The sequence below is a fragment of the Microbacterium sp. NPDC055312 genome, from assembly GCF_053645675.1.
Window position 1 is genome coordinate 1 of the sequence record NZ_JBSHMU010000010.1, and the last position, 25,218, is coordinate 25,218.

Below are 25,218 nucleotides of genomic sequence, written 5' to 3' on the forward strand. Positions count from 1 at the left end.
CGCCAGATGTCGGACGCTTCTTCACGATGCGTCCGACATCTGGCGTGTCGGCCCCCGTTTCGTCACACGTCCACACCCGCGAAGCCCGAGGCGCCAGCGCCTCAGGCGCGGCCGCGCGTCAGGCGCGCGCCGCGACGACGGGTCAGGCGCGGCGGAAGCTGGTGGCCGCGGGGCAGTCGAACGGATCGGCGCCGGCCGCGAGCCCGACCCGGTTCAGGTACTCGATCACGATCGCGTACGAGCGACCGAGGCTGGTCTCGGTGTACGGCACATTGTTCGACGCGCAGTAGTCGCGCACGATCTCGCGCGCCTTCGACAGGTGCGGACGCGGCATGCTCGGGAACAGGTGGTGCTCGACCTGGTAGTTCAGGCCGCCCATCAGCGCGGTCGCCCACCAGCCGCCGCGGATATTGCGCGAGGTGCGCACCTGCTTCGAGAAGAAGTCCAGACGCGCGTTCGGCTCGATGATCGGCATCCCCTTGTGGTTCGGCGCGAACGACGCCCCCATGTAGACGCCGAACACTGCCAGCTGCACGCCCATGAACGCGAATGCCATGCCGAGCGGCAGCATCATGAAGACCGGGATCAGGAGGATCGCGAAGCGGACGGCGATGATGCCGAGCTCGGTCCAGCGGCCCTTGACCTTCTTCTTCGTGAAGAGGTGCTTCAGCCCGATGTAGTGCAGGTTCAGGCCCTCGAGGGTGAGCAGGGGGAAGAACAGCCAGCCCTGCTTGCGGGTGATCAGTCGGATCAGGCCCCGGGACTTCGCGGCATCCTCGTCGAGGAAGGAGATCGTGTCGACCTCGATGTCGGGGTCCTTGCCGACCTGGTTCGGGTTGCCGTGGTGCTTGGTGTGCTTCGAATCCCACCACGAGTAGCTCATGCCGATGCTGCCCGCGAGGATGCGGGCGAGCTTGAAGTTCGCCGGCCCCGAGCTCAGGATCTGCCGGTGCGCCGCCTCATGGGAGAGGAAGGCGATCTGCGTGAAGATGATGCCCAGCGCCGCGGCGATGAGCAGCTGGAACCAGCTGTCGCCGAGCAGGATGAATCCGGTGATGGCTCCGCCGAGGGCGAGCACGATGCCCGCCGCCACCGCGATGTAGAACCAGGTTGCGCGCCTGAGAAGCCCGGTCTCGCGGACGACCTGCGACACCTGCTTGTAGGCGTGCGCCATCGGCGGGAACTCCGCTGTGCCCGAATACGTCTGACGAATGCGTCCGAGGGTGGCCGTGCCTGGGTCGACGTGAGCGTCGATTCGTGTGGAAGTGATGATCTTCTCCTGTCGATCGGAAGCCCTTGAGCTGAGGAAGCCAAGGGCGGATGCCGATCGCTGGTGCCCACGCTACGCGGGTCGATATGCGACGGAAGGCATGTGTCGTCGCGCTGCGCAGACCCCGCACAGAGTGACGAGCACCGGCGCCATCCGCTGCTGCCGACGGACGCCACCGGTGCTCGATCTCTCACTCGACTCGAAAGCCCGCGCGCCTCAGGCCCAGCCCGGCCGCGCCGAGCGCTGCCGCGAGAAGAAGTCCACCGGGCAGGATCCAGGCGGGCACCCCGGTCGTGGCGAGGTCGCTCTCGGACGCGTGGTCGGGGCCTGAGCCAGGGCCGCGACCGCCCGCGTCCACATCGGTGCCGCCGCCGTGGTTCCCTCCGTCGCTTCCGCCGTCGCCGCCGCCGTCGCCGCCACCGCCGCCGCCATCGCCGTCGCCCCCGCCATCGCCGCCCCCGCTTGCGTCGAGCCTGGCCACGTACCGCTCACCGCCGTCCACGGTGCTCGCCAGCCAGTAGTCCAGGTCGCGGGGCAGCTGCACCCGCAGCTGCGCCGTTCCGTCCGCATCCGCCACGACCTCGGTGACGAAGGCGATGTCGTCCTGACGGGGCGCGTTCGGATCAGCCTCGGCGTCCAGCACGAGCACGCTGGCCCGGTGCTCGGCGAACTCGGATCCGTAGGCGATGCGGATCGTGGCGACGCCGTCGCTCGATGAGGCCTCGTGCTCGACTGCGCCCGCCGACGCGGCGGTGCCGAGCACGAACAGTCCGGCGAGTCCGATCGCGCATGCCGCGCTGATGGTGTTCTTGTTCATTTCTGTTCTCCTGGTCTCGTCATCGGGCGTTCGACAGGGTTGGCCGGGATGCGGTGGCATCCCAGCTCCATACCCGCCCGAAGTCCCAGCCGATGGCCACGTAGGTGCTCTGGTCCATCGCTGCCGCGCTGGTGATGGTCTCCCCGTTTCGCGTGCCGCGGCCCTCGTCCGTCACGCTCTGACCGGCGACCGCCATCGAGTCGACGGCGAGGTTGTCTATCAGGGTGGCCTTCTCCGTGCCCAGTTCTCGCGCGACGACCCGCGACGCATGCGCGGTGGCGCTCACCGACGGGTTGAGAGCGACCGACTGCGAGACCGTGGTGGTGGCGTACGCGTACCCCGCTATCCCACCGGCGTTCTGATTGACCGCTGCTTTCACCTCTCCTGCGGCGTACACGCGTCGGGTGGTGCTGCCGCGCCCGGCGATGCCGACGATGCCCCCGGCCTGGCGCCCGGACACCGCTGTCACCGTTGCCTCCGAGAACGCGTCCTGCACCGTGCCGGCGGAGTTGCCGACCAGCCCGCCCACCGTGGCCGCGCCGCTGACAGATCCGGTCGTCCCGACCTCGGCGAGCAGACCCGTCTCGGAGACGCGGTCGGCCAGCAGCCCCACGTCGGTTCGACCCGATTCGACGTGTGCGTCGACCAGCATCACCCGCCGCACTGTGCCGCGTACTTCGGCGAAGACCCCTCCTTCGGTCGACCGGTACCCGGTCATCCGGTGCCCGGCGCCGTCGAGCTCGCCCGTGAACGGACTCGTCACACGGATCGCGGTGGCGGAGAGATCGAGGTCCTCCGTCAATCGGAATCGCTCGCCGGGGAAGGCGGCGATATCGACGAAGTCGGCGGCGTCGTCGACGAGGTAGGCACCGTCCTCCGCCTGCGGCAGCGCCGGGCCCGTGGGGATCTGCGGCGACTGCTCGTCATCGGCCCCGAGCCCTCTGGACTCACCGATCCCGCGCAGCAGGGGGCGCACGTTGCTCGCACTCCACTGCCAGACCGCGCGATCGAAGCCGAGCATACCGTGGTAGAACGCCGGCCCGCTGAGGTCAGCCTCGGAGGCCGTGGCACCGTGGAGGTTGTCGGCAGCAGGAGCGGTGAGGTCGGTAGCCACCGTGGCGGTTGTGACAGCCGACGCCCAGTTGTTCGAGAGCGTCGCGGTGTTTCCGGCGAGCACGCGACCGAGCACACGGTGAGCCCAGCTCGGGGCCGTGACGGTCGGCGCCGTGACGAGCGAGTCTCGGATCTCGGTGCCGGTGTACGCGTATCCGAACGCACCGCCGGTGTTGCGCAGCGCCGCCGAAACTGTGCCCGAGGCGACCACCCGCTCAGAGAGCGACCCCGCCAGCGCGATACCGACCGCTCCCCCCGCCTCGGTGCTCGACGCGCTCACCGTCGCCGAGGTGTACGCATCGCGCAGCACGCCGCTTGAATCGCCCAGCAGGCCGCCGATCCGGCTCGGGCCCGAGATGGATCCGCTCGTGTAGACCCGCTCGACGGTGCCGTTGTTGACGTCGACCAGGATGCCAGCGCGTGGCTTGGTGGCGGTCACCTCGGCGCCTTCCACGCCAAGGTCGTGGATTCGCCCGCTGCTCAGCCCGAACAGACCGCCCGAGTCGGAGCGCAGGCCGGAGATCACGTGGCCTGCGCCGTGCAGCTCACCGGTGAACGGCACCGTCTCGGCCAGCTTGCCGAGAGGTCGTCCGTGGAGGTCGATGTCGGCGGTGAGAATGAACTTCTCGCTGGGGAAGTCGTCCATCAACGCAAGCTGCTCGGCTGTCGACAGCTCGAAGTAGCCCTCGGCGTTGACGGGAAGCTCCGGCTGCGGCCGTTCATACACCTCGGGGTTCGAGCGCAGCACGGGGCGGCCGGCGTCGGCGTTCCACTCCCAGATGGTCTCGAGGTCCCATCCGAGGGTCGCAGCGAAGTGAGCGGCGGTGCGCGCGACGTCCCCGGGCACTGTCGCGCCCTTGAGGTTGTCAGCTGCCGGCGGGTCGGTCAGCGACTGGGCCGAAACGAACGCATCCGCTGAGGCATGGTTGTTCTCGAGCGTCGCCGCGTTGCCGCCGAGCACACGCCCGAGCACCGCGTGGGCGTATCCCGGCGCGGTGACGGCGGGGTTGAGCGCCATCGCATTGCGGATCACGGTCTCGTTGTAGCCATACCCCACGACACCCCCGGTGTTTCGCGTGTCCGCGGCGACCGGGCCGGCGGCGTACACGTTCTCCGTCAGAGAGCCGCCGAGGGCCACCCCGATCACACCTCCCGACTCGGTGCCGGACACCCGCACCCGTGCTGTCGAGTAGCTGTCCCTGATGGTCCCCGACGAGTCACCGACCAGTCCCCCTGCGCGCGACGGCGCGTGCACTGAGCCGGTTGTCCAGGCGCGTTCGATGGTTCCGTTGTTGACATCGGCGAGAATGCCCGCGGTGCCCACGGTCGTCGTGATGTCGGCGTCGACGACAGCAAGATCGCGGATCATGCCGTCGTTGGTCTGGAAGAGCCCCGCTCCGCTGTTCGGTTCCGCCCGGAACCCGCGTACGGAGTGCCCGCGGCCGTCGAAGACGCCAGTGAACGGCGTGGCGCCCGCACCGATCTGCGTCCGCTCGGTGTCGTCCAACTCGAGATCGTTCATGAGCGCGTAGTGCGCAGCGGGGTCTTGCCTGATCTTCTCCACGTCGCTCCAGGCTCGCAGCTCGTAAGGGCTTTCTGCGGTTCCCGCCCCCGGCATGCCTTCGCGCACAAGCACGGGTTCGGTCAGCACTCTCCCACTGGCGAGGCGATCCCAGACGAACAGGCGCACGGTCGTGTCGGAGCGGACCGGCAGCGGGCTCAGAAAACGCACCACCTGTTCGGTACCTGTGCGCCGCACCTCGATGTCGGCCGTGCGCACGTCGACCAGTGCCTCGCCGGAGAGGTCGTAGGCGGCGGCGACGACCACAGCGTCCGCGGGCGCACCCGTGGTGCTGAGAATGCCCACCTCGGCCAGCCCACCGTCACCCAGCTCGTGAGAGGTGACACGGAGGAGCCCCTCGGGCTCGGCCACAGCGAACTCGTCGACGAGCTCGCCGTCGATCGTGTAGACCCGCGCCTGCAGCTTGTCGCCCGCGGCCTCGAGCACGAGACCGGTCTGGATGTTCTCGTCGTAGACGGTGTCGTCCCACCACTGCACCTGGTTGTCGTAGAACTTCGGTCCACTGGAGCCCATGGTCACGAAGGTCGTGCCGAGGTCACGCTGTGCCTCGTCGGTCACCAATGCGCCGTCGAGGATGGTGCTGCGCTTGTATACATGGTCGTGCCCGCCGATGTGCAGGTCGACGCCGAGCTGCGCGAGCGTGCGGGTGATCTTCGCTCGCGCGATCGACATGCCCGCGTCACTGCTGTGTCGACCGCCGTAGTAGGGGAAGTGTCCCATGACGACCTTCCATTGCGCTTCGCTTCCTCGCACGTCGTCGACGAGCCAGGCGAGCTGGGTGTCGAGGTCGTAGTTGGAGTTCAGCACCGAGAAGTGGATGCTGCCGCGGTCGAAGGAGTAGTTGCTCTCGCCTACGGCGCTGCCGTTCTTGGGCAGGTTGAACATGGAGGAGAAGATGCGGCTGCGCTCCGTCGAGAGCACGGTGTTGACCTCGCGGTCGCCGTAGGTCTCGTGGTTGCCGACCATCGACGCGAACTGCAGGTCGATCGGCGCCAGCGTGTGCTGGAAGGTCGATGCCCACTGGGATGCGTTACCGCCGTTGTCGACGAGGTCGCCGACCTGGATCACCGTCTCACCACCCGCACGCTGCTCCTGAAGCTGCTCCAGCATCTTCACCGGCAGACGGAAGTCGGCGGCATCCCCCGAGTTGACCTGCACGTCTCCCAGCACGTACACCGGGGCATCCTTCTCGCCTCCCGCGACGAACTCTCCGCGCACGTCGGTCCAGGGTCCGTTCTCGCTGACCCCGAATCGGTATTCGTAGCGGCGTCCGGCGTCAAGGCCGGTCAGATCGAACTCGTGGCTGCGCAGGGCGTGAGCGGTGATGCTGTCGAGGTAGGTGTCGGCCTCCGTGGCGATCGAATCGACTTCGAAGACCCGGCTGTTCGTCGAGGCGATCGCGGTGGTGCCTGCGCCGAACCAGGCGTCGGTCGGACGGATCTGCGCCCACGTCTTCTCCACCGCCAGGTCGGTCGCGACGCTCAGGCCCGCATCGCCGGGCTTTGCCCCGACCGTCGCCACCGTGCCGAAGTGACGGAAGACGCTCTCCGGGTTCAGTTCAGTCGCATCGATCTGGATGCGGTGCACACTCGCCGCGGTGCTGCCCTTGTCATCGGTCGCCTTGATCACGATGAAGTGATCGTCCAGGCCCTCTACCGTGAATGCTCCGTCGGCGACGGGAAGACGGTGCTGCGAGTTGTAGACCTCTACTGTCGTTCGCGGCGCGGTTCCTGAATCGTCCGCTGCGGTGAAGCTCGGGATCACGACACGGTCCCCCTCGCCCGCGCTGGTCGGCGCCTTCCCCTTCACGCTGATCTGCGGGGCGTAGTTCGCGTCGCGCACCTTCTCGCCGATCCAGATGGGCGCGGAGACGAGCTGTGCACCGTCCGCCTGCATGGCCTTGACGAAGTAGTAGTCGCCGTCGCGCACGTCTATGGTCGCCGTCAGCTCATGCACGTTGCCCGTGATCTGCCCGAAATCGTGTGCGACGGCGCCCTTGTTGCCGATCACCTGAACCTTGGTGAACGAATCTGTGGCATCGGGATCGGCGACGCGGATGTCGACGTCCAGGCGCGCCGTGTCGGCGGGAAGGATCGATCCCATCATCTGATCGTTTCCGCTGAATGCCAGTAGTGCGTTCTCGTCGAGGGTGGAGTACATGCTGCGATCACGCATCGCCGCGTGCACGCCGTCGAGACTCTTCTCCTCCGCCCACACACCGGTCAGCGCCGGGTTCGAGGTCACCCAGTTGGCGCTGTGCTCGTCGCCGTTGAAGACGGGAGCGACGTGCCAGCCGTTGTCGAGCGCCAGCTGCCACTGAGCGTCGTACCCCGGACCCTTGTGCTCGAACAGCGACATGTGGGCGTCCGCCTCGGGGGTGAGGTGCGCGAAGCCGCCGAAGTTGCCCTTGCCGGTCGGCGACGGGTGGTTGAACTGGCCGATGACATCGGGGTCGAGTGCGAGCCTCGCGTAGAAGGTGGGCAGGTCGTACATGTAGTCGCCCGGCGAGAAGACACCGCCGAGGTTGTCACCCGATCCGCGCACGTAGCCGGGTGCGGTGACGAACCACTCGGCGTCGAAGAGGTTGATGTGACCGGAGGCGTCATACCAGGTGACCTCTTCGCCGGGCACGGCCACGAGGTCGCTGGAACCGCCGGCGTTGTGCCGCTCTGCTCCATTCTTCAAGTGCTTCCACTCTTCCGAGCGGGCCTTGCCGTGGTCATCGATCCAGTCGTCGGCCGAGCGCACGTCCATGGTCACGTCGTGCTCGCTCGCCGAGAAGAAGTCGACGTTGGTGTTCGCCGCTACGTACGCGTACGCGTCGTCCGGCTGCTGCACGCCGTCGCTGATCGCGGTGTGGGAGTGGAACTCACCGGTGTAGTGAGTCTTGCCCAGGAAGACCGGGTGGGGGTCAGTGCCGTCGACCGACGTGCCGTCTGCGGCATGAGCGCCGATCGGAGTCAGCAGAGTGACACCGACGCCGACCGCGGTCGCCAGGGCGACGCCGCGGAGGGAGCGGGAGGAAAGGGACGAGGGGGGAGACTTCCGTCTGGCACGCACCCGACCGACCGTAGGGTCGGCCGGGCAACGACAGGGAGCGGCTCGGCGAACATCTCCTTAACGCAGGGAGTATCGGGCATGGCCGACGCCACCCGGATGTCGCGAGTCGTCGCAGTCGGCGAACGCGAAGGCGGTGTGCCCCGTGTTCCGGGGCGCACCGCCTTCGTTGACTCAGCGGCCGCGGATCGCTGCGGTCGCGGCCTCGTCGATGCTGAAGTCGGACGCGACGACCACCCCGTAGTCCCGTTTTGCAGCCCCTCGTGACACGAACCCGTTACGCACGTCATTCGCGACCGCGGCAGGGTCCCGGCGGAACGGATCGCCGTAGCCGCCCCCTCCACCGGTCTGGTTGACGAGGACGTCGCCTGCTTCCAGTCGGTTGTAGCTGCCGCCTTGAATGACCTCGCGGTCGGTTCCGGGGTTCAGCACGATCCGGTTCGGCTTGCCCTCCGACCCGCCGGCGATGGACCACGGCTCGGTCTTCGTCTTGTAGACCAGGCAGATCCCGGTGGCGGGGGCGGTGAAGCGGTACGAGCGGCTCACGCCCACGCCACCCCGCTGCTCACCAGCGCCGCCTGTGTCGGGGCGGTAGCCGTAGTGATCGATGATCATCGACGACTTCGCCTCGAGCACCTCGACAGGGTTGTTCCGGCAGCCAGGCTCTGATAGATGCATGATCCCGTCCTCGCCATCGTGGCGCGCGGTGCCGCCGAAGCCGACCGCCTCGTTGGTCGCCTCCTGCCACGGCTCACCGGTGCGTGGGTTGACTCCGAGGCCCATCATCGAGCACACGTCACCGCCCGAGCAGGCGGGAACCAGCTCCGGCATGCCCTGTGCCAGAGCCTTAAGGATGACCTCGCCCGCGAGCAGACCTGTCCAGAGGGTGAATGTCGGCATAGGCGACACGGCGTGCATGACCGACCCCGGCACCGTGACCACCCTCAACGGGGCGAAGTTGCCCGCGACGACCGGGGAGTCCGGAGTCGTGAGCGACTTGAAGATGAGGCTCGACAGCGCCTCGGTCTGGCCCGGCGGCAGGTTGATGGGGCCCTCGACGTTCTCGGCGCTGCCAGTCCAGTCGACCACCATCTCCTCGTCCGTGACCGTCACGGTGCACTGGAGCTTGACGAGGTCGTCCTTGTTGATGCCGTCGTCATCGACGTAGTCGACCGCGCTCCAGGTGCCCTTGGGCAGCTTGGCGAGCGCGAGCCTGGCGAGCTTCTCACCGTGCTCGTTGATGGTCACCATCGCCTGGGTGAGCGTTCGGACGCCGTACTTGTCCGCGAGCTCCTGCGTGCGGCGCACGCCCGTCACGCACGCCGACACCTGCGCCTGGATGTCGCCGATCGTGTGCTTGGGCATGCGGCTGTTGAATCGGATGATGTTGAACACATCGTCGTTCCGCTCGCCCCGGCGGTACAGCTTCGAGGCGGGCAGCATGAGCCCCTCCTGCGAGCGATCGGTCGAGTCGAGCACGTAGCCCGGATCCTTCTGATTCAGGTCGGTCACGTGCACACGGCAGGAGGCGAACCCGATCATTTCGTCGTCCACGTGGATCGGGGCGAAGACGAGCGGATCGAGAGTGTGGGCGCTCGACCAGTACGGGAAGTTGATGATGAAGACGTCACCGGGCTCCATCGCATCACGGCCGAGGAACTCGATCGAGTGCTTGATGCCGGCATCGTTGCCCCTGGTGAACACCGCGATACCCGGCGCGTCCGCGACCACGTCTCCGTTGGCGTCGTGGATCCCGATGCCGTAGTCGTGGATCTCGTAGACCACGGTGTTGTAGGCGGTGCGGCACAGGTTGCGCGCGACCTCCTCGGCGGCGGCCAGCAGGCCGTGCCTGATGATTTCGGTGGTGATGGCGTCGGCCACGTCAGGCCCCCTTCTTCGCGTACTGGATCGAGATGATGAGCTCGCCGTAAGCACCGACCTCGAGTCGGTCGCCGGCGTGCAGCACAGTGGTCGCCGTGTGCTCGGTCACGACCACGGGCCCTTCGATGACGTCGCCGGCCATGAGCTCCTCACGCGAGACCAGGGCGTACTCCGCGGTCTCGTCGCCGTCGAGCACGACCGTGCGCGTTCGCAGCTCGGGTGCTTCGCCTTCCGGACGGCGCATCGCCTTCGGAAGATCCGGCTTGTCGACGATGCCGACCGCGCCGAGGCGCAGCGTCGTCGTCTCGATCGGATCGTCCATGGTGTGGCCGTACTGGCGCAGGTGCAGACGGTCGAACTCCGAGCGGATGGCCTCTCGGGGGTCCGTGCTGTTCTCGGGGTAATCGACCGTGACCGCGTGCTCCTGGCCGGAGTACCGCACGGCGACGACCCGGTGGAAGAGCATGCTGTCGTCGTCGAATCCCTCGGCACGCAGCGTCTCGCGCGCCTCCGCCTCCATACCTGCGTAGAGCGCATCGGCCGCATCGGCGTCGAGCTCGTCCAGAGCCTGCAGGCTCGTGCGCGAGTAGTCGTGTTGCACGTCGGCCATCAGCATCCCGAGCGCTGAGAACGCCCCCTGCCCCGGCGGCACGATCACCTCGGGGATGCCCAGCTCACGCGCCACGTCGACCGCGACGAGTCCCCCGCCGCCGCCGAATGACAGCAGGGAGAAGTCCTTGGGGTCGTGACCGAGCTCGATGGTGATCGCGCGCACCGCGCCCATGATCTTGGTGTTCGAGATCTTCACCATCCCGCGCGCCAGCTGGGTGACGCTGAGCCCGAGTTCCTCGGCAATCGGGCGGAGCGCCGTCAGCGACTTCTCGCGGTCGAGCGTGAGCTCACCGCCGAGCGGAGTGTCCGTCCCGAGGTAGCCGATGGCGAGCGCGGCATCGGTGAACGTGGGCTCCGTTCCGCCACGGCCGTACGCGGCCGGTCCGGGCATGGCGCCGGCGCTCTTCGGTCCGACCTGCAGGGCGCCGGCTTCGTCGAGGTAGCCGAGTGACCCCCCGCCGGCGCCGATCGTGTGGATGTAGAGGGAGGGCGTGTTGATGGGAAGTCCCTCGAACTCCGCGCCGTGGTAGAGGACGGGGCTGCCGTCCTGCACCAGCGACGCGTCGAGGCTGGTGCCGCCCATGTCGATCGTGATGAGGTTGGGCCTGTCGATCAGCTTCGCGAAGGCGGCGGCGCCGACGACACCGCCGGCAGGACCGGAGAGGATCAGGTTCACGGGCTGCTCGCGTGCGGAAGACGCGGTCATCGCCCCTCCGCCCGAGCGCGACATGAGGAAGCGTCCGTCGAAACCGCGCCGTTCCAACTCGCCTTCGAGCGCCTTCAGGTAGCTGCGCATGATCGGCTTGATGTAGGCGTCCAGCACGGCAGTGCTGGTGCGCTCGTACTCGCGGTATTCACGCGAGAGCTCATGCGACAGGGTGATCTCGACGCCCGGCGCCTCCTCCGCGAGGATCTCGCGCATGAGCAGCTCGTGCGCGGGGTTCGCGTAGGCGTGCAGGAAGGCGACCGCCACCGCGTCGTACCCGCGACGAAGGATCTCACGAGCGACCTCGCGGGCGTCGTCGTCGTCGAAAGGCGTCGCGACCGAGCCGTCGAACATGCTGCGCTCGGTCACCTCGAAGGTGTCGTACCGCTCGAGCAGCGCCTCCGGTTTGCGGTAGGCGATGTCGTACATCACCCTGCGGTCGGTGCGCCCGAGCAGGTAGACGTCTCGGAAGCCGCGCGTCGCGATAGTCGCGATACGCGCGCCCGTGCGGGTCAGCAGTGAGTTCAGGCCCAGGGTGCTGCCGTGGTTGAACGTCGAGACCAGGGCGGGGTCGGCGTCGGCTTTCTCGAAGGCGGCGAGCACCCCCGCCGTCGGTTCGCTCGGTGTGGTCGGCACCTTCTCGAAGCGGAGCTCGCCGGTGTCGGGCACGAGTTTCACCACATCGGTGAATGTGCCTCCGACGTCGATGGCGATTCGGACGTTCTCGGACATTGCAGGGGTCCTTCCATGAGGGATCGTTGGTTTTCGGGCAGCCCGCGGAGACCCGGGGTGACCCGGGCCATTTCCGGCGGAGCTGCAGGGGAGGTGGCGGTTCTAGCGTTTGTCTCGCCCGGCTGCGGCGAGGCCGACCGCCGCGAGGATGATGAAGCCGGTCACCATGTCCTTGAGCTGCGGGTTCAGGTTCAGCAGGTCGAAGCCGTTGCCGATCAGCGCGATGAGGAAGACGCCGGCCACCGATCGCCAGACCGCGCCGATGCCGCCGTAGATGCTCGTGCCGCCGAGGATCACTGCGGCGATCGCGCTCAGCTCGAGCCCGGCGCCTGCAAGCGGCTGCCCGGATGCGATCCGCGAGACACCGATCGCCGCGGCTGTGCCGGCCGCGAGACCGCTGATCACGAAGACGAGGATGCGCGTGCGATTCACGTGGATGCCGGAGAGCTCAGCCGCCTCGGCGTTACCGCCGACGGCGTAGACGTGCCGTCCGAACAGCGTCCGCGAGAGCACGAACCAGAGGATCGCCACGACGACGATCATCACGAGCACGGCGACGAAGATGCCGCCGACGCGGTCGCGCCCCAGTGCGGTGAAGCCGGGGGTGGTCACCGTGATGAGGCTGCCGCCGGTGATGAGCACGGCGATCGTGGTGAAGATCATCGAAGACGCGAGCGTCGCGAGGAACGAGTGCACCCGCAGGCGTGTGATGACCGTGCCGTTGAACGCCCCGAGGAGCATGCCGATCAGAGGGCCCGCTACGAGGGCGAGCACGACGTTCTCGGTGGTCACCGCGAGCCACGCGGCCACGACTCCGGCCACGCTGTATATCGCACCGGTCGACAGGTCGAAGTTGCCGGAGATGATCACGAAGGTGCCGGCCGCCGCGATGATGACGAGCGGTGCGTTCTGGTTCAGGATGTTGACGATGTTGCCGAACGTGAAGAATGACGGCGACAGAATGGCGAGCGCCACGAGCACGACGGCGAGCAGCAGCAGCACCGCATACTCGATGGCGAGCTCCTTGATCGAGAACTTCCTGTTTGCGCGTGTGCGCGTCACTGTGGTGTTTGCGGCTTCGGTCACGCTGCCGACTCCTCTCCGTTGGTCACGTGGAAGAGTCGGAACAGAACGTCCTCCACGGTGGTCTGCTCGGGAATGATCTCCCCGAAGGTCTGGCCGTCGGAGACCAGATAAGCGCGATGTGCCAGCTCCATGATCTCCTCGTGCTCGGACGAGATCAGCAGCACGCCGATCCCTCTCGCCGCAAGGCGGACGATGAGCTCGTAGATGGTCCGCTTCGCGCCGACGTCGACGCCGCGGGTCGGCTCGTCGAGGATGATCAGCTTGGGATCGGCCGCGAGCGCCTTGCCCAGCAGAGCTTTCTGCTGGTTGCCGCCCGAGAACCATCCGACCGGCAGCTCGATGTCAGGCGGGCGGATCTCGAGTGCTTCCGCGAGTTCCCGAGCGGTGCGCTTCTCGCTCCTGCGATCGACGATCCCGCCGCGCGATCGGGTGGGCAGGCTCGAGAGGCCGATGTTCTCGCGCACCGATCGCTGCAGGAGTAGGCCGTCTTTATGGCGGTCCTCCGAGACGAGCACCAGCCCCGCGTCGATGGAATCCTTCGGCGTGCGGCCGACCCAGGAGCGGCCGTCGAATCGGATCTCTCCCGAGACGACTCGGTCCATGCCGAACACCGCACGCAGGCACTCCGTGCGCCCGCTGCCGACGAGACCGAGCAGGCCGACGATCTCACCGGGACGCACATCGAAGCTCATCTGCTCGACGCCCGTATCCGTACGCAGCTCCCGCACCGAGAGGAGCGGATCCACCGGTTCGGGCCGTGGCGGACGATCCGGGTATGCCTGCACCATCTCCCGGCCCAGCATCGAGGTCACGAGGTCGTGCTTGGACACCGATGCCGCGTCGACGGTCTCGATCCGCCGACCGTCCCGCATGACGGTGATCCGGTCGGCGACGCCGAGCACCGAGTCGAGGAAGTGAGAGACGTAGATCACGCAGCAGCCTCGGTCCCGCAGGGTCCGCATCAGCTCCTCGAGCTGTGCCATCTCGTGCGCGGTGAGCGATGAGGTCGGCTCGTCCATCACGATGATCTGCGCATCGCGGGCGAGGGCTCGGAGGATCTCGACCTTCTGCTGGTCGGCGATGCGCAGGTCACGCACCTTCTGCCTCGGGTCGAGACCGAATCCGATCTGTGCATCGAGCGCAGCGAAACGCTCTGCGATGTTGCGCCGCTCGACGCCGAAACGGTGATCCTCCGCGCCGAGGAACACGTTCTGACCGACCGTCAGGTCGGGCACGAGCGCGAGCTCCTGCGCGATCATCGCCACCCCACGTCGCTGGGCGATGCCCGGATTCCATCGGTCAACCGGCGCTCCGTCGACTACGACGTCGCCCTCATCCGCGGCATAGACGCCCGCGATCACCTTTCCCAGAGTCGACTTGCCCGCGCCGTTCTCGCCGACGAGCGCATGGATCTCCCCGCCGCGGATCTCGAGAGAGACGCCGTCGAGAGCCTGGGTCGCGCCGAATCGCTTGTCCACTCCGCGCAGCTCGAGGAGAACCGGGCCCATCTCGGATTCCCGCATCGGATCACCCGTTCCATTCGCCGGTGAACTCGGGCACGGCATCGAGGTCCTCCTTGGTCGCTATCGTCGGGATGTCGACCAGGGTGTCCGCGTCGACGACTGCCTGCACCTTCTCGCCGCGCAGCTTGTTGATCAGCTGCTCGAGCGCAGCCTCTCCCATGCTCACCGGGTAGTTGAGGTACGCGTTCGTCCACTTCCCGTCGCGAACCGCCTGCACTGCCTCTTCGGTGCCGCCCCCGCCGGTGAGGAAGACCGACGACGGATCGATGCCCGCGTTCTCGAGCGCGATCTGCGCGCCCGCCGTCTGCTGGTCGGCGTTGCTGAGGATGCCGTTGATGTCCTTATTCGCCTGCAGCAGGTTCGACACCGCCGTCAGCGACTTGTCGCGATCGTAGGCGCCCTCGACGGTGCCGACGATCTCGATGTTGTCGTGCGGGCCGAGGACGTCCTTCCACGCCTTGATGCGTGCGACGTCGAGCGGCGAGTTCAGAAGGCCCGCCAGCAGACCGATCTTGCAGGGATCGATGTCCTTGCAGTACTCGACGACGCTCTCCGCCTGGTGCTCGGCCCCCGCGGAGGGCGACGAGGCCACGGTCGACACGACCCCGGCGGTCTGCGGCTCCATCTTGTCGATGTCGGGCCCGATCGGGTTCAGTACGGAGACGACGGGGATGTCGTTGCCCAGCGGGAACGCTGCGGCGAGGCCCGGCCCGTCCTGCGGCACGACGATGACACCGCTCGCCTGGCCGGTCGTCCCGGCGTTCTGCAGCTGGGACAGCTGCGTATTGGCGTCGAACTGACCGTCCTGGATCTTGGTCGCGATGCTGATACCGAGCTCTTTCTCGAGCTCCTTCGCCTTGTTCTGCACTCCCTCGAACACGGCCTGGTTGTAGCCGTTCTGCGACGAGGCTGCGAGGAACACTATCGAGAAGCGGTCGCCATCACCGCTCCCTCCGCCGTCGGCACTGCAGGCGGCGAGGGAGACACCGAGCGCGAGCACGCCGGCGCCGGCGATTATCCGTGGGAGGTGCGTCATTGCATTCTTCTTTCGTGAGGGGTCGGAGGGGTCAGATCTTGGTTCTGGATACGCGGTGGTCGACCTCGTACAGCCGGCCGACCCCGATCCGGGCATCGGCGAGCAGCGCAGACAGCTCTGGGGCGGTGCGTCCGCGATTCGGGTGATCGAGCCACTCCTGGTACGCGGCTTCATCGGGCCACACGGCCGTCACGATGATCTCGCCTGAGCCGTCGACAGCGGTGGCGATCTCCGAGCTGATGGCACGGGTCAGGTCGAGCGATTCCTGCAGAATCGCCTCGCGACGGTACAGCTCCAACACGGAATCCGCCTGCGCTGGTGACGTGTGCAGGGTCAGGACTGAACGAATCATCAGGTCTCGCTACTCCATTGTCTCGATCGTCTCGAAGGCACCGCCGCGCCTGCGATGTGCGGCATCCGCGCCGCCGTTCCATGAATTATCTCTCCCCGCTAGGGCACGATTTGTGCGTTTCGCACTTTATCGCTCAGTTGAGATGTGCAAGATCGTGGAATCCGGTATGGCGCACCGGCGCGCTGTGAATCCGGTCCGGCTCGCAGAGCGACCGATGCGGCGTGAGCTGCGAAATGCCCGAGGCCCTCGGGCCCCGGGCATCCAGCCGCGCGCCCACGAAGAAGGCCTCTGACCGAGCGCTCTCGAGGAGCTTCGATCAGAGGCCTTCGCCGGGTCAGGGGCCGGCGCTGTGATGGAGAATCGTCAGAAGTCCCAGTCGTCGTCTTCGGTGGCCTCGGCCTTGCCGATCACGTACGACGAGCCTGACCCCGAGAAGAAGTCGTGGTTCTCGTCGGCGTTCGGCGACAGAGCAGAGAGGATCGCCGGGTTCACATTGGTGACGGTCGAGGGGAACATCGGCTCGTAGCCGAGGTTCATCAGGGCCTTGTTGGCGTTGTAGTGCAGGAACTTCTTGACGTCCTCGGTCAGGCCGACGGAGTCGTAGAGGTCCTGCGTGTACTGCACCTCGTTCTCGTAGAGCTCGAACAGCAGGTTGAAGGTGTAGTCCTTCAGCTCCTGACGGCGCTCTTCGGTCTCGTTCTCGAGGCCCTTCTGGTACTTGTAGCCGATGTAGTAGCCGTGCACGGCCTCATCGCGGATGATCAGGCGGATCAGGTCGGCCGTGTTCGTCAGCTTCGCCTTCGACGACCAGTAGATCGGCAGGTAGAAGCCCGAGTAGAACAGGAACGACTCGAGCAGGGTGGAGGCCACCTTGCGCTTGAGCGGGTCATCGCCACGGTAGTAGTCGACGATGATCTGCGCCTTCTTCTGCAGGTTCTGGTTCTCAACCGACCAGCGGAAGGCCTCGTCGATCTCCTTCGTCGAGCACAGGGTCGAGAAGATCGACGAGTAGCTCTTCGCGTGCACCGACTCCATGAACGCGATGTTCGTGTACACCGCCTCCTCGTGCGGCGTGATCGCATCGGGGATCAGCGACACGGCGCCGACGGTGCCCTGAATCGTGTCGAGCAGGGTCAGCCCCGTGAACACGCGCATGGTCATCAGCTGCTCGTCGGGGGTGAGCGTGTTCCACGACTGCACGTCGTTCGACAGCGGCACCTTCTCGGGAAGCCAGAAGTTGTTCACGAGGCGGTTCCACACCTCGAGGTCCTTCTCATCCTCGATGCGGTTCCAGTTGATCGCCTGCACGTGGTCGATCAGCGTGAGCTTGGGAGACGGAGTCATTCCACCAATCCTGTTCTAGAAAAAAGCCTGATCAGAAGGCAATTACAACATGCAGCTGACGCACTCGGACATGTCGGTCCCCTCGAGGGCGAGCTGACGCAGACGGATGTAGTAGATCGTCTTGATGCCCTTGCGCCATGCGTAGATCTGCGCCTTGTTGATGTCACGGGTGGTGGCGGTGTCCTTGAAGAACAGCGTCAGCGACAGGCCCTGGTCGACGTGCTGCGTGGCGGCGGCGTACGTGTCGATGACCTTCTCGTAGCCGATCTCGTACGCATCCTGGTAGTACTCCAGGTTGTCGTTCGTCATGAACGGCGCCGGGTAGTACACGCGGCCGAGCTTGCCCTCCTTGCGGATCTCGACCTTCGACGCGATCGGGTGGATCGACGACGTCGAGTTGTTGATGTACGAGATCGAGCCGGTGGGCGGCACCGCCTGCAGGTTCTGGTTGAAGATGCCGTGCTGCTGGATGCTGTCCTTCAGCGCCGCCCAGTCCTGCTGCGTGGGGATGTGGTGGCCGGCGAAGAGCTCCTTGACCTTCTCGGTCGCGGGCACCCAGGCCTGGTCGATGTACTTGTCGAAGAACTCACCCGACGCGTAGGTCGAGTCCTCGAAGCCGTCGAAGGTCTGCCCGCGCTCGATGGCGAGCGTGTTCGACGCCTTCAGCGCGTGGAACAGCACGGTGTAGAAGTAGATGTTCGTGAAGTCGATGCCCTCTTCCGAACCGTAGAAGACGCGCTCGCGGGCGAGGTAGCCGTGCAGGTTCATCTGGCCGAGGCCGATGGCGTGCGAGCGGTCGTTGCCGTCCTCGATCGAGCGCACCGAGTTGATGTGGCTCTGCGTGCTGACGGCGGTCAGCGCGCGGATCGCGGTCTCGACGGTCTTGCCCAGGTCATCGGCATCCATCGCCAGAGCGATGTTCATCGAGCCGAGGTTGCACGAGATGTCCTTGCCGATCTGGTCGTACGACAGGTCGTCGTTGTACGTGGTCGGCGTGTTCACCTGCAGGATCTCGCTGCACAGGTTCGACATGTTGATGCGGCCCTTGATCGGGTTCGCCTTGTTCACCGTGTCCTCGAACATGATGTACGGGTAGCCCGACTCGAACTGGATCTCGGCGAGGGTCTGGAAGAACTCGCGCGCGTTGATCTTCGTCTTCTTGATGCGCGAGTCGTCGACCATCTCGTGGTACTTCTCGCTCACCGAGATGTCACCGAACGGCACGCCGTAGACGCGCTCGACGTCGTACGGCGAGAACAGGTACATGTCCTCGCCCTTCTTGGCGAGCTCGAACGTGATGTCGGGCACGACGACACCCAGCGAGAGCGTCTTGATGCGGATCTTCTCGTCGGCGTTCTCACGCTTGGTGTCGAGGAAGCGCATGATGTCGGGGTGGTGCGCGTTGAGGTACACCGCACCCGCGCCCTGACGGGCTCCGAGCTGGTTGGCGTAGCTGAAGCTGTCTTCGAGCAGCTTCATCACGGGGATGATGCCGGATGACTGGTTCTCGATCTGCTTGATCGGTGCGCCCGATTCGCGGATGTTCGACAGCAGCAGGGCGACACCGCCGCCGCGCTTCGACAGCTGCAGCGACGAGTTGATGCCGCGGGCGATCGACTCCATGTTGTCTTCGATGCGCAGCAGGAAACAGCTGACGAGCTCACCGCGCTGCGCCTTGCCGGCGTTGAGGAAGGTGGGGGTGGCGGGCTGGAAGCGGCCCGAGATGATCTCCTCGACGAGGTCGATGGCGACCTGCTCGTCGCCCTCGGCGAGCGCGAGCGCGGTCATCACGACGCGGTCCTCGAACCTCTCGAGGTAGCGCTTGCCGTCGAAGGTCTTCAGCGTGTAGCTCGTGTAGTACTTGAACGCGCCGAGGAAGGTCTCGAAGCGGAACTTCTTCGAGTACGCGAGGTCGTTGAGCTTCTGGATGAAGTCGAACGAGTACTGGTCGATGACGGCGCCCTCGTAGTACTGCTTCTCGACGAGGTAGTCGAGGCGCTCCTTGAGGGAGTGGAAGAACACCGTGTTCTGGTTGACGTGCTGCAGGAAGTACTCGCGTGCGGCGCGCTTGTCGGCGTCGAACTGGATCTTGCCGTTCGCGTCGTACAGGTTGAGCATCGCGTTGAGGGCGTGATAGTCGAGCCCCTCGTACGCAGGGTTCATCTTGAACTCGACTGCCTCTGTCACTGTCGCTTCCACCATCGTTCCAATCCGTCGCTCACGCGATCCACGTCGTCCTGTGTGCCGAATACCTCGAAGCGATACAAGTGGGGCACGTCGCACTTGCGGCTGATGATCTCTCCGGCGAGGCAGAACGACTCGCCGAAATTCGTGTTGCCCGCGGAGATGACCCCGCGGATGTGGCGCCGGTTGTGCTCGTCATTGAGGAACCGGATGACCTGTTTGGGCACGGCGCCCTTCTCTTCACCGCGCCCTTGCCCGCCCCCGTACGTCGGGGTGACGAGCACGAACGGCTCGTCGATGACGAGCGGCTCCTCGGCGCGGTGCAGAGGGATGCGGCGGGCGGGAAGGCCGAGCTTCTCGATGAATCGTGCGGTGTTGCCGGACGCGCTCGAGAAGTAGACCAGGAGCGGCACCGCGGTCGCGACCATGTTCACAGTTCACCCCGTTTCCTGAGCGCCGTCGAAGGGCGGTTCCTGAGCGCCGCCGAAGGACTCCTAGGCGAGACGGGCTGCGAGCTCGTCGATCTTGTCGGGACGGAAGCCCGACCAGTGTCCGTCGTCGGTGACCACGACGGGTGCTGACATGTAGCCGAGCGCTTTGACCTGCTCGAGCGCCGATGCGTCTTCGGAGAGGTCGGTGATCTGGTATTCGATGCCCTTGGCGTCGAGGGCGCGGTAGGTCGCGTTGCACTGCACGCAGGAAGGCTTGGTGTAGACCGTGATCGACATGGTGATGTCTGATTCCCCTCTGTTCCAGGTGGTTCTCCCGGCAGACCTCCGCCGGGACTTCAATACTACATATGGGGACGGACATTGGAAGCGACCACAAGGGGTAGTAGTTACATCCGTGTAGTTTTCCACTGCTCTCCCCAGATACAACACAGCTTGTCCACCGTTTCTTCCACAGCCGGCGGCCGCTCTGCAGGTCGCTCGGACCGCGGATTCACGCGGCTCTCGTGACCCCCTTCCGGATCCATCCACAGGCAGGACGGTACGCCGGGCCACCGACATCCGTTTTCCTGTGGAGAAGCGGTCTCGGCGTGTCGCGGCGTGTCGCCGCCGGGCCGCCTCGCGCCGCGACGCGCGCCCCCGATAATCTCTTCTGATGGCGGGATATCGGGACCTTCTACGCACGCCCGGCGTGGCGCGGATGATCGCCGCACAGCTGGTTGCGCGCTTCCCCAACGGCATGACCAGTCTCGCGATCCTGCTGCATGTCGAGCAGCAGACCGGATCGTACGGCGCGGCCGGCATCGTGCTCGCCGCCGCCTCCGTCGGGCAGGCTGTCGCCGGCCCCGTCACCAGCCGCTGGATGGGCGCCTGGGGCATGCGCCGGGTGCTCACGCTCACCCTGGCCGTCTGCGTGCTGGCGGTGCTGTGTCTCGCGCTGATCCCGCTCGGCCTTCCCGGCTACATGGTGTTCGCGCTGCTCGCCGGACTGTCGACTCCCCCGGTGCAGGCGGCCGTGCGCACCATCTACCCCAAGCTCGTCAACGCCGGTCAGCTCACCCCGCTCTTCTCCCTCGACGCCTCCCTGCAGGAGATCATCTGGATCGTGGCGCCGGTGGTGATCACCGTCGTCTCGACGCAGGTCGGCACGGTGCAGGGCCTGCTGCTGGTCGCGGCGATCCTCGTTCTGGGCGGGGCGTGGTTCATCCTCTCACCCGAAGTCGGTCGCGTGCGCATCCCGCGCAGCCGCCGCGCGTTCGGCCGCGTGGTGCTCAAGCCCCCGGTCATGCTCGCCACCGTCATCGGCTTCCTGCTCATCGGCGCCTGCTCGGCGGTCGAGGTCGGCGTCGTGGCGACCTTCGGCCATGGCGGACTCGAGGCGGGCCTCGTGCTCGCGGTCTTCTCGGTCGGCAGCCTGGTCGGCGGTCTGGCGTTCGGGCACATCCCGATCGGCCCGTGGGCGATGGCCCGGCGCCTGCTGATCGTGACGGTCGGTCTGGGTCTCACGATGGTGTCGCTGAACATCTTCTGGCTCGGCGGCACGCTGGTGCTGGCCGGCATCGGCATCGCGCCGGCCCTGGCCGTGCTGTTCGCGATCACCACCGCGAGTGTGAAGTTCAGCGAGACGGCGGAGGCGTTCGGCTGGGCGGGCACGGGCCAGCTGATCGGCGCCGCCGCAGGCTCGGCCGTGGCCGGCATCCTGATCGATCAGTCCGGCCCGACCGGTGCCTACCTGGCGGCCGCGCTGTTCGCCCTGGTGGGTTTCGTGGTCTCGGTCGTGTTCGTCCGCTCGTTCCCCGATCTGCGTCACCGCGACCCGTCGCCCTACCCCGACACCGAGCCGATCCAGACCGCCCGGATCTAGGCTGGTGGCGTGCCCGCACCGCTCACACTCCCCCGTCTGGTGTGGGGCGACGGCCCCCGCCGCGCCCTGCTCGTCCACGGTCTCGGTTCGTCCGCCGCGCTGATGTGGCGGATCGGCACCGCACTGGCGGATGCCGGATGGCAGGCCACCGCCGTCGACCTGCGCGGTCACGGCGACGCGCCCCGCGCGCTCGACTACTCGGTCGCGGCCTACGGCGCCGACGTGGCGGCCGTCCGCCCGGCGGACGGGCGCGAATGGGATGCCGTGATCGGTCATTCCCTGGGCGGTGCGAGCACCGTGATCGCCGCGACCACGGCATCCGGGTGGGCGCGTCGTCTCGTGCTGCTCGACCCGGCGATCCACGTCGCCGGACGCGACGAGGGGATCATCCGCCGCAGCCAGCAGCGCGCCTTCGCCTCGCCCGATGTCGAGTCGGTGCGGGCGGAGCATCCCGACTGGCATCCGCAGGACGTGGAGCTGAAGGTCGATGCCGTGCTGCGGGCGAGCCGGTGGGCGGTCGAGCAGACCAGCGTGCAGAACCAGCCGTGGGACGTGCGCGCACAGGCCGCGCAGCTCGGCGTCCCCACCCACATCGTCGGCGCCGACCCCACGGTCTACAGCCTGTTCACCGGCGAGCTGGCCGCCTCGGTGCTCGAGAACCCGCGCATCACCATGTCGGTCGTGCCCGACGCCGGACATTCACCCCACCGCGATCGCCCCGACGAGACGATCCGGCAGATCCTGGAGGCCCTGTCATGAGCGCATTCGACCCTGCCCGCCATCTTCCCGACGACCTGCTCGAGCGCATCCGCGAGCGTGCGGCGGTGCACGACCGCGAGAACACCTTCCCGCAGCACGACCTCGACGAGCTGCGCGAGGCAGGCTACCTGTCGATCCTCGTCCCCCGCGAGCGCGGCGGCGCAGGTCTCGGCCTCGCCGAGGCGGCGGTGCTGCAGCAGCGTCTCGCCTCGGCCGCCCCCGCCACGGCGCTGGCGATCAACATGCACCTGGTGTGGACGGGCGTGGCGAAGGTGTTCAGCGACCGCGGCGTGCCGGGGCTGGAGTTCGTGCAGGACGGCGCCGTCGCGGGCGAGGTGTTCGCGTTCGGTATCAGCGAGGGCGGCAACGATCTCGTGCTGTTCGGCAGCAACACGGATGCCGTGCCGCAGAACGACGGCGGGTATGCGTTCACGGGCACGAAGATCTTCACCTCCCTGGCTCCGGTGTGGACCAAGCTCGGTCTGCACGGCCTCGACACGACGAGCCCGGATGCCCCGAAGCTCGTGTTCGCGTTCATCGACCGCACCGATGCCGTCGTCACCAGCGATGACTGGGACACCCTGGGCATGCGGGGCACGCAGAGTCGCACCACCCGTCTGAACGGCGCCATCGCCACACCCGAGCACGTGGTGCGCCGGATCGATCCGGGTCCGAACCCCGACCCGATCGTGTTCGGCATCTTCAGCGCCTTCGAGATCCTGCTCGCCTCGGTCTACACCGGCATCGCGCGGCGCGCCCTCGACCTCGCGGTTGCGACGGCGCAGAAGCGCACCTCCACCCTCCGACGGGCTCAGGGACCGGTTCAGCGGCCCTACAGCCAGGATCCCGACATCCGGTGGCGGATCGCCGACATGGCGCTGGCGTACGACGCCCTGCCGCCGCAGATCACCGCCCTCGCGCGCGACGTCGACGAGCTCGCCGACCACGGTCCGCGCTGGTTCACCCTGCTGTCGGGCCTCAAGCACCGCGCCGTCGTGATGGCGAAGCAGGTCGTCGACGAGGCGATGCTCGTCGCCGGCGGCGGATCGTACTTCTCATCGAACGAGCTCTCCCGGCTGTACCGGGATGTGCTCGCCGGCATGTTCCACCCCTCGGATCCGGAGTCGGCGCATTCGACGGCAGCCTCGGCCTGGCTGGGCCCCCTCGAGGGCTGAACGCCCCTCCGGGCGGATCAGGCCTCGAACACCCGCACGCCCTCGACCCAGGTTCCGAGCACCCGGGTGTCGCCGATCTGCTCCGGCTCGCCTTCGAACGGGTCACGGTCGAGCAGGGCGAGGTCGGCCAGCATCCCGACCCGGATCGTCCCCGTCTCGGGCAGGCTGTTCACCCGCGCCGAACCGGCCGTGTACGCCTGCAGTGCCGTGCCGAGATCGATGGCCTGCTCGGGCAGGAACGGCGGGTAGTCGCCCTCCCACTCCGACGGGGCGGAGCGCCGGCTGACCGCGGTGTGGATCGCCGCCATCGGATCGGGCGTCGACACCGACCAGTCGCTGCCCGCGGCGAGCGCGGCCCCCGAGCGCAGCAGGTCGCCGAACGGGTACTGCCAGCTCGAGCGCCGCTCGCCGAGGAACGGCAGGGTGAGATCGACCATCTGCGGTTCGAGCGTCGCCCAGAGCATCTGCATGTTGGCGGTCACGCCGAGCCGGCGGAAGCGCGGCACGTCGTCGGGATGCACCACCTGAATGTGCGAGATGTGGTGCGGGTTGCCGCGCGGCCCGTTGCGCTGCAGCGCGGTCTCGACCGCGTCGAGGCACTCCCGCACCGCCCGGTCTCCGATCGCGTGGAAGTGCAGGGTGAAGCCGACCGCGTCCAGCCGTGCGGCCGCCTCGTTCAGCACCGCCGGGTCGACGAACGAGATGCCGGCGTTCTCGGTGGGGTGCCCGTGGCCGTCGCAGTACGGTTCGAGCATCGACGCGGTGAAGTTCTCGGCCACGCCGTCCTGCATGATCTTGATGCTCGTCGCCGCGAAGCGGCGTCCCCCGGCGGCGCTCTCGCGCAGCGCGACGAGGTCGTCGATCTGCTCGAGTCCGCGCGTGCGGTCCCACCACAGCGACCCGACAACACGCCCGGTCAGCTCACCGGCGCGATCGGCGGCGATGTACACCGGCAGCGGGTCTCCGGCATCGCTGTACTGCGTGCCGACGATGGCGTCCTGCCACGCCGTGATCCCGAACGAGTGCAGGTGCCGCTGACCGACGGCGAGCGCCTCCCGCAGCCGCTCGTGCGGCTCGGCCGGCAGCAGCCGGTTGACGAGCGTCATCGCGCCCTCGTGCAGCGTGCCGGACGGGCTGCCCGAGGCATCCCGCTCGATCCGCCCGTCGTCGGGGTCGGGGGTGTCGCGGGTGATACCCGCCAAGGCCAGCGCGCGCGAGTTCACCCACGCGCCGTGCCCGTCGCGGTTGGGCAGGAAGGCGGGCCGGTCGGGCACGACCCGGTCGAGGGCCGCCGCGGTCGGCGTGCCGCCGGGGAAGGCCGACATCTGCCAGCCGCCGCCCAGCACCCATTCGTCGTCCGGATGCCCGGCGGCGTACTCCGCGATCCGCTGCAGATACGCGGCCTGACTCGACAGCTCGGCGAGGTCGCAGCGCAGCATGTCGAGGCCGCCCCAGAGCGGGTGCACGTGGGCATCCTGAAAGCCCGGCAGCAGCATCCGGCCGTCCAGGTCGACCACCTCTGTGCCGGGGCCGATCAGGGCGATCGCCGCCCGGTCGAGCGCGACGATCCGCCCGTCGCGGACGGCGACGGCGTCGGCTCGGGAGCGCGACGCGTCGGAGACGAACACCCGGCCGCCGTAGGCGCCGCCGGTGAACACGAGGTCTGCGTGGGTCAT

Annotated in this window: 17 protein-coding genes; 3 read left to right on the plus strand and 14 right to left on the minus strand. The window is 67.3% G+C overall.

The genetic code is table 11. The features are described 5' to 3' along the window. Nucleotides 1-142 precede the first annotated feature (142 nt). The 13 genes from ACWIDW_RS14435 to nrdH form a co-directional block, all read right to left on the minus strand. Nucleotides 143-1,174 (minus strand): fatty acid desaturase family protein, encoded by a 1,032-nt coding sequence (locus ACWIDW_RS14435; protein ID WP_454125956.1) that lies wholly within the window; start codon nt 1,172-1,174, stop codon nt 143-145. Between the two features lie 286 nt (nt 1,175-1,460). Continuing rightward, nucleotides 1,461-2,087, minus strand: a complete 627-nt coding sequence (locus tag ACWIDW_RS14440) for a hypothetical protein (protein WP_454125957.1) — start codon at nt 2,085-2,087, stop codon at nt 1,461-1,463. A 19-nt stretch (nt 2,088-2,106) separates the two neighbouring features. Further along, a complete protein-coding gene (locus ACWIDW_RS14445) occupies nt 2,107-7,842 on the minus strand; it encodes a metallophosphoesterase (RefSeq protein ID WP_454125958.1) in 5,736 nt (1,911 codons plus the stop codon). A 171-nt stretch (nt 7,843-8,013) separates the two neighbouring features. After that, nucleotides 8,014-9,720 carry a hydantoinase B/oxoprolinase family protein gene (locus ACWIDW_RS14450; RefSeq protein ID WP_454125959.1) on the minus strand — a complete coding sequence of 569 codons (1,707 nt, stop codon included), beginning with the start codon at nt 9,718-9,720 and terminating at the stop codon, nt 8,014-8,016. A gap of 1 nt (nt 9,721) precedes the next feature. Next, complete coding sequence (locus tag ACWIDW_RS14455) at nt 9,722-11,770, minus strand: hydantoinase/oxoprolinase family protein (protein ID WP_454125960.1); 2,049 nt, start codon at nt 11,768-11,770, stop codon at nt 9,722-9,724. Between the two features lie 102 nt (nt 11,771-11,872). Next, complete coding sequence (locus ACWIDW_RS14460) at nt 11,873-12,856, minus strand: ABC transporter permease (RefSeq protein ID WP_454125961.1); 984 nt, start codon at nt 12,854-12,856, stop codon at nt 11,873-11,875. Further along, nucleotides 12,853-14,379, minus strand: a complete 1,527-nt coding sequence (locus ACWIDW_RS14465) for a sugar ABC transporter ATP-binding protein (protein WP_454125962.1) — start codon at nt 14,377-14,379, stop codon at nt 12,853-12,855. The genes ACWIDW_RS14460 and ACWIDW_RS14465 overlap by 4 nt, the downstream gene beginning before the upstream one ends. Before the next feature lie 4 nt (nt 14,380-14,383). Then, nucleotides 14,384-15,415 (minus strand): sugar ABC transporter substrate-binding protein, encoded by a 1,032-nt coding sequence (locus tag ACWIDW_RS14470; protein ID WP_454125963.1) that lies wholly within the window; start codon nt 15,413-15,415, stop codon nt 14,384-14,386. A gap of 31 nt (nt 15,416-15,446) precedes the next feature. Next, the gene (locus ACWIDW_RS14475; protein ID WP_454125964.1) at nt 15,447-15,767 is read right to left on the minus strand and encodes a putative quinol monooxygenase; all 321 of its coding nucleotides are present in this window, start codon (nt 15,765-15,767) and stop codon (nt 15,447-15,449) included. A gap of 363 nt (nt 15,768-16,130) precedes the next feature. Continuing rightward, nucleotides 16,131-17,111, minus strand: a complete 981-nt coding sequence (gene nrdF, locus ACWIDW_RS14480) for a class 1b ribonucleoside-diphosphate reductase subunit beta (protein WP_452322925.1) — start codon at nt 17,109-17,111, stop codon at nt 16,131-16,133. Nucleotides 17,112-17,153: 42 nt separating this feature from the next. Then, nucleotides 17,154-19,313, minus strand: coding sequence for a class 1b ribonucleoside-diphosphate reductase subunit alpha (gene nrdE, locus ACWIDW_RS14485; RefSeq protein WP_454125965.1), 2,160 nt, complete (start codon nt 19,311-19,313; stop codon nt 17,154-17,156). Further along, on the minus strand, nt 19,295-19,723 hold the full coding sequence (nrdI, locus tag ACWIDW_RS14490; protein WP_454125966.1) for a class Ib ribonucleoside-diphosphate reductase assembly flavoprotein NrdI: 429 nt from the start codon (nt 19,721-19,723) through the stop codon (nt 19,295-19,297). The genes nrdE and nrdI overlap by 19 nt, the downstream gene beginning before the upstream one ends. A gap of 66 nt (nt 19,724-19,789) precedes the next feature. Continuing rightward, a complete protein-coding gene (gene nrdH / locus ACWIDW_RS14495; RefSeq protein WP_313355674.1) occupies nt 19,790-20,023 on the minus strand; it encodes a glutaredoxin-like protein NrdH in 234 nt (77 codons plus the stop codon). Between the two features lie 376 nt (nt 20,024-20,399). Between nrdH and ACWIDW_RS14500 the strand changes: the two genes are divergently transcribed. From ACWIDW_RS14500 to ACWIDW_RS14510, 3 genes are read left to right on the plus strand one after another with little or no spacing between them, the layout of a single operon-like run. Then, a complete protein-coding gene (locus tag ACWIDW_RS14500) occupies nt 20,400-21,608 on the plus strand; it encodes an MFS transporter (RefSeq protein ID WP_454125967.1) in 1,209 nt (402 codons plus the stop codon). Nucleotides 21,609-21,617: 9 nt separating this feature from the next. Further along, nucleotides 21,618-22,367: an alpha/beta fold hydrolase gene (locus ACWIDW_RS14505; RefSeq protein ID WP_454125968.1), complete on the plus strand. Its 750-nt coding sequence runs from the start codon at nt 21,618-21,620 to the stop codon at nt 22,365-22,367. Then, nucleotides 22,364-23,542, plus strand: a complete 1,179-nt coding sequence (locus ACWIDW_RS14510; protein WP_454125969.1) for an acyl-CoA dehydrogenase family protein — start codon at nt 22,364-22,366, stop codon at nt 23,540-23,542. The genes ACWIDW_RS14505 and ACWIDW_RS14510 overlap by 4 nt, the downstream gene beginning before the upstream one ends. A gap of 17 nt (nt 23,543-23,559) precedes the next feature. Here the strand turns inward: ACWIDW_RS14510 and ACWIDW_RS14515 are convergent, their stop codons facing one another. Further along, a complete protein-coding gene (locus ACWIDW_RS14515) occupies nt 23,560-25,218 on the minus strand; it encodes an amidohydrolase (protein ID WP_454125970.1) in 1,659 nt (552 codons plus the stop codon).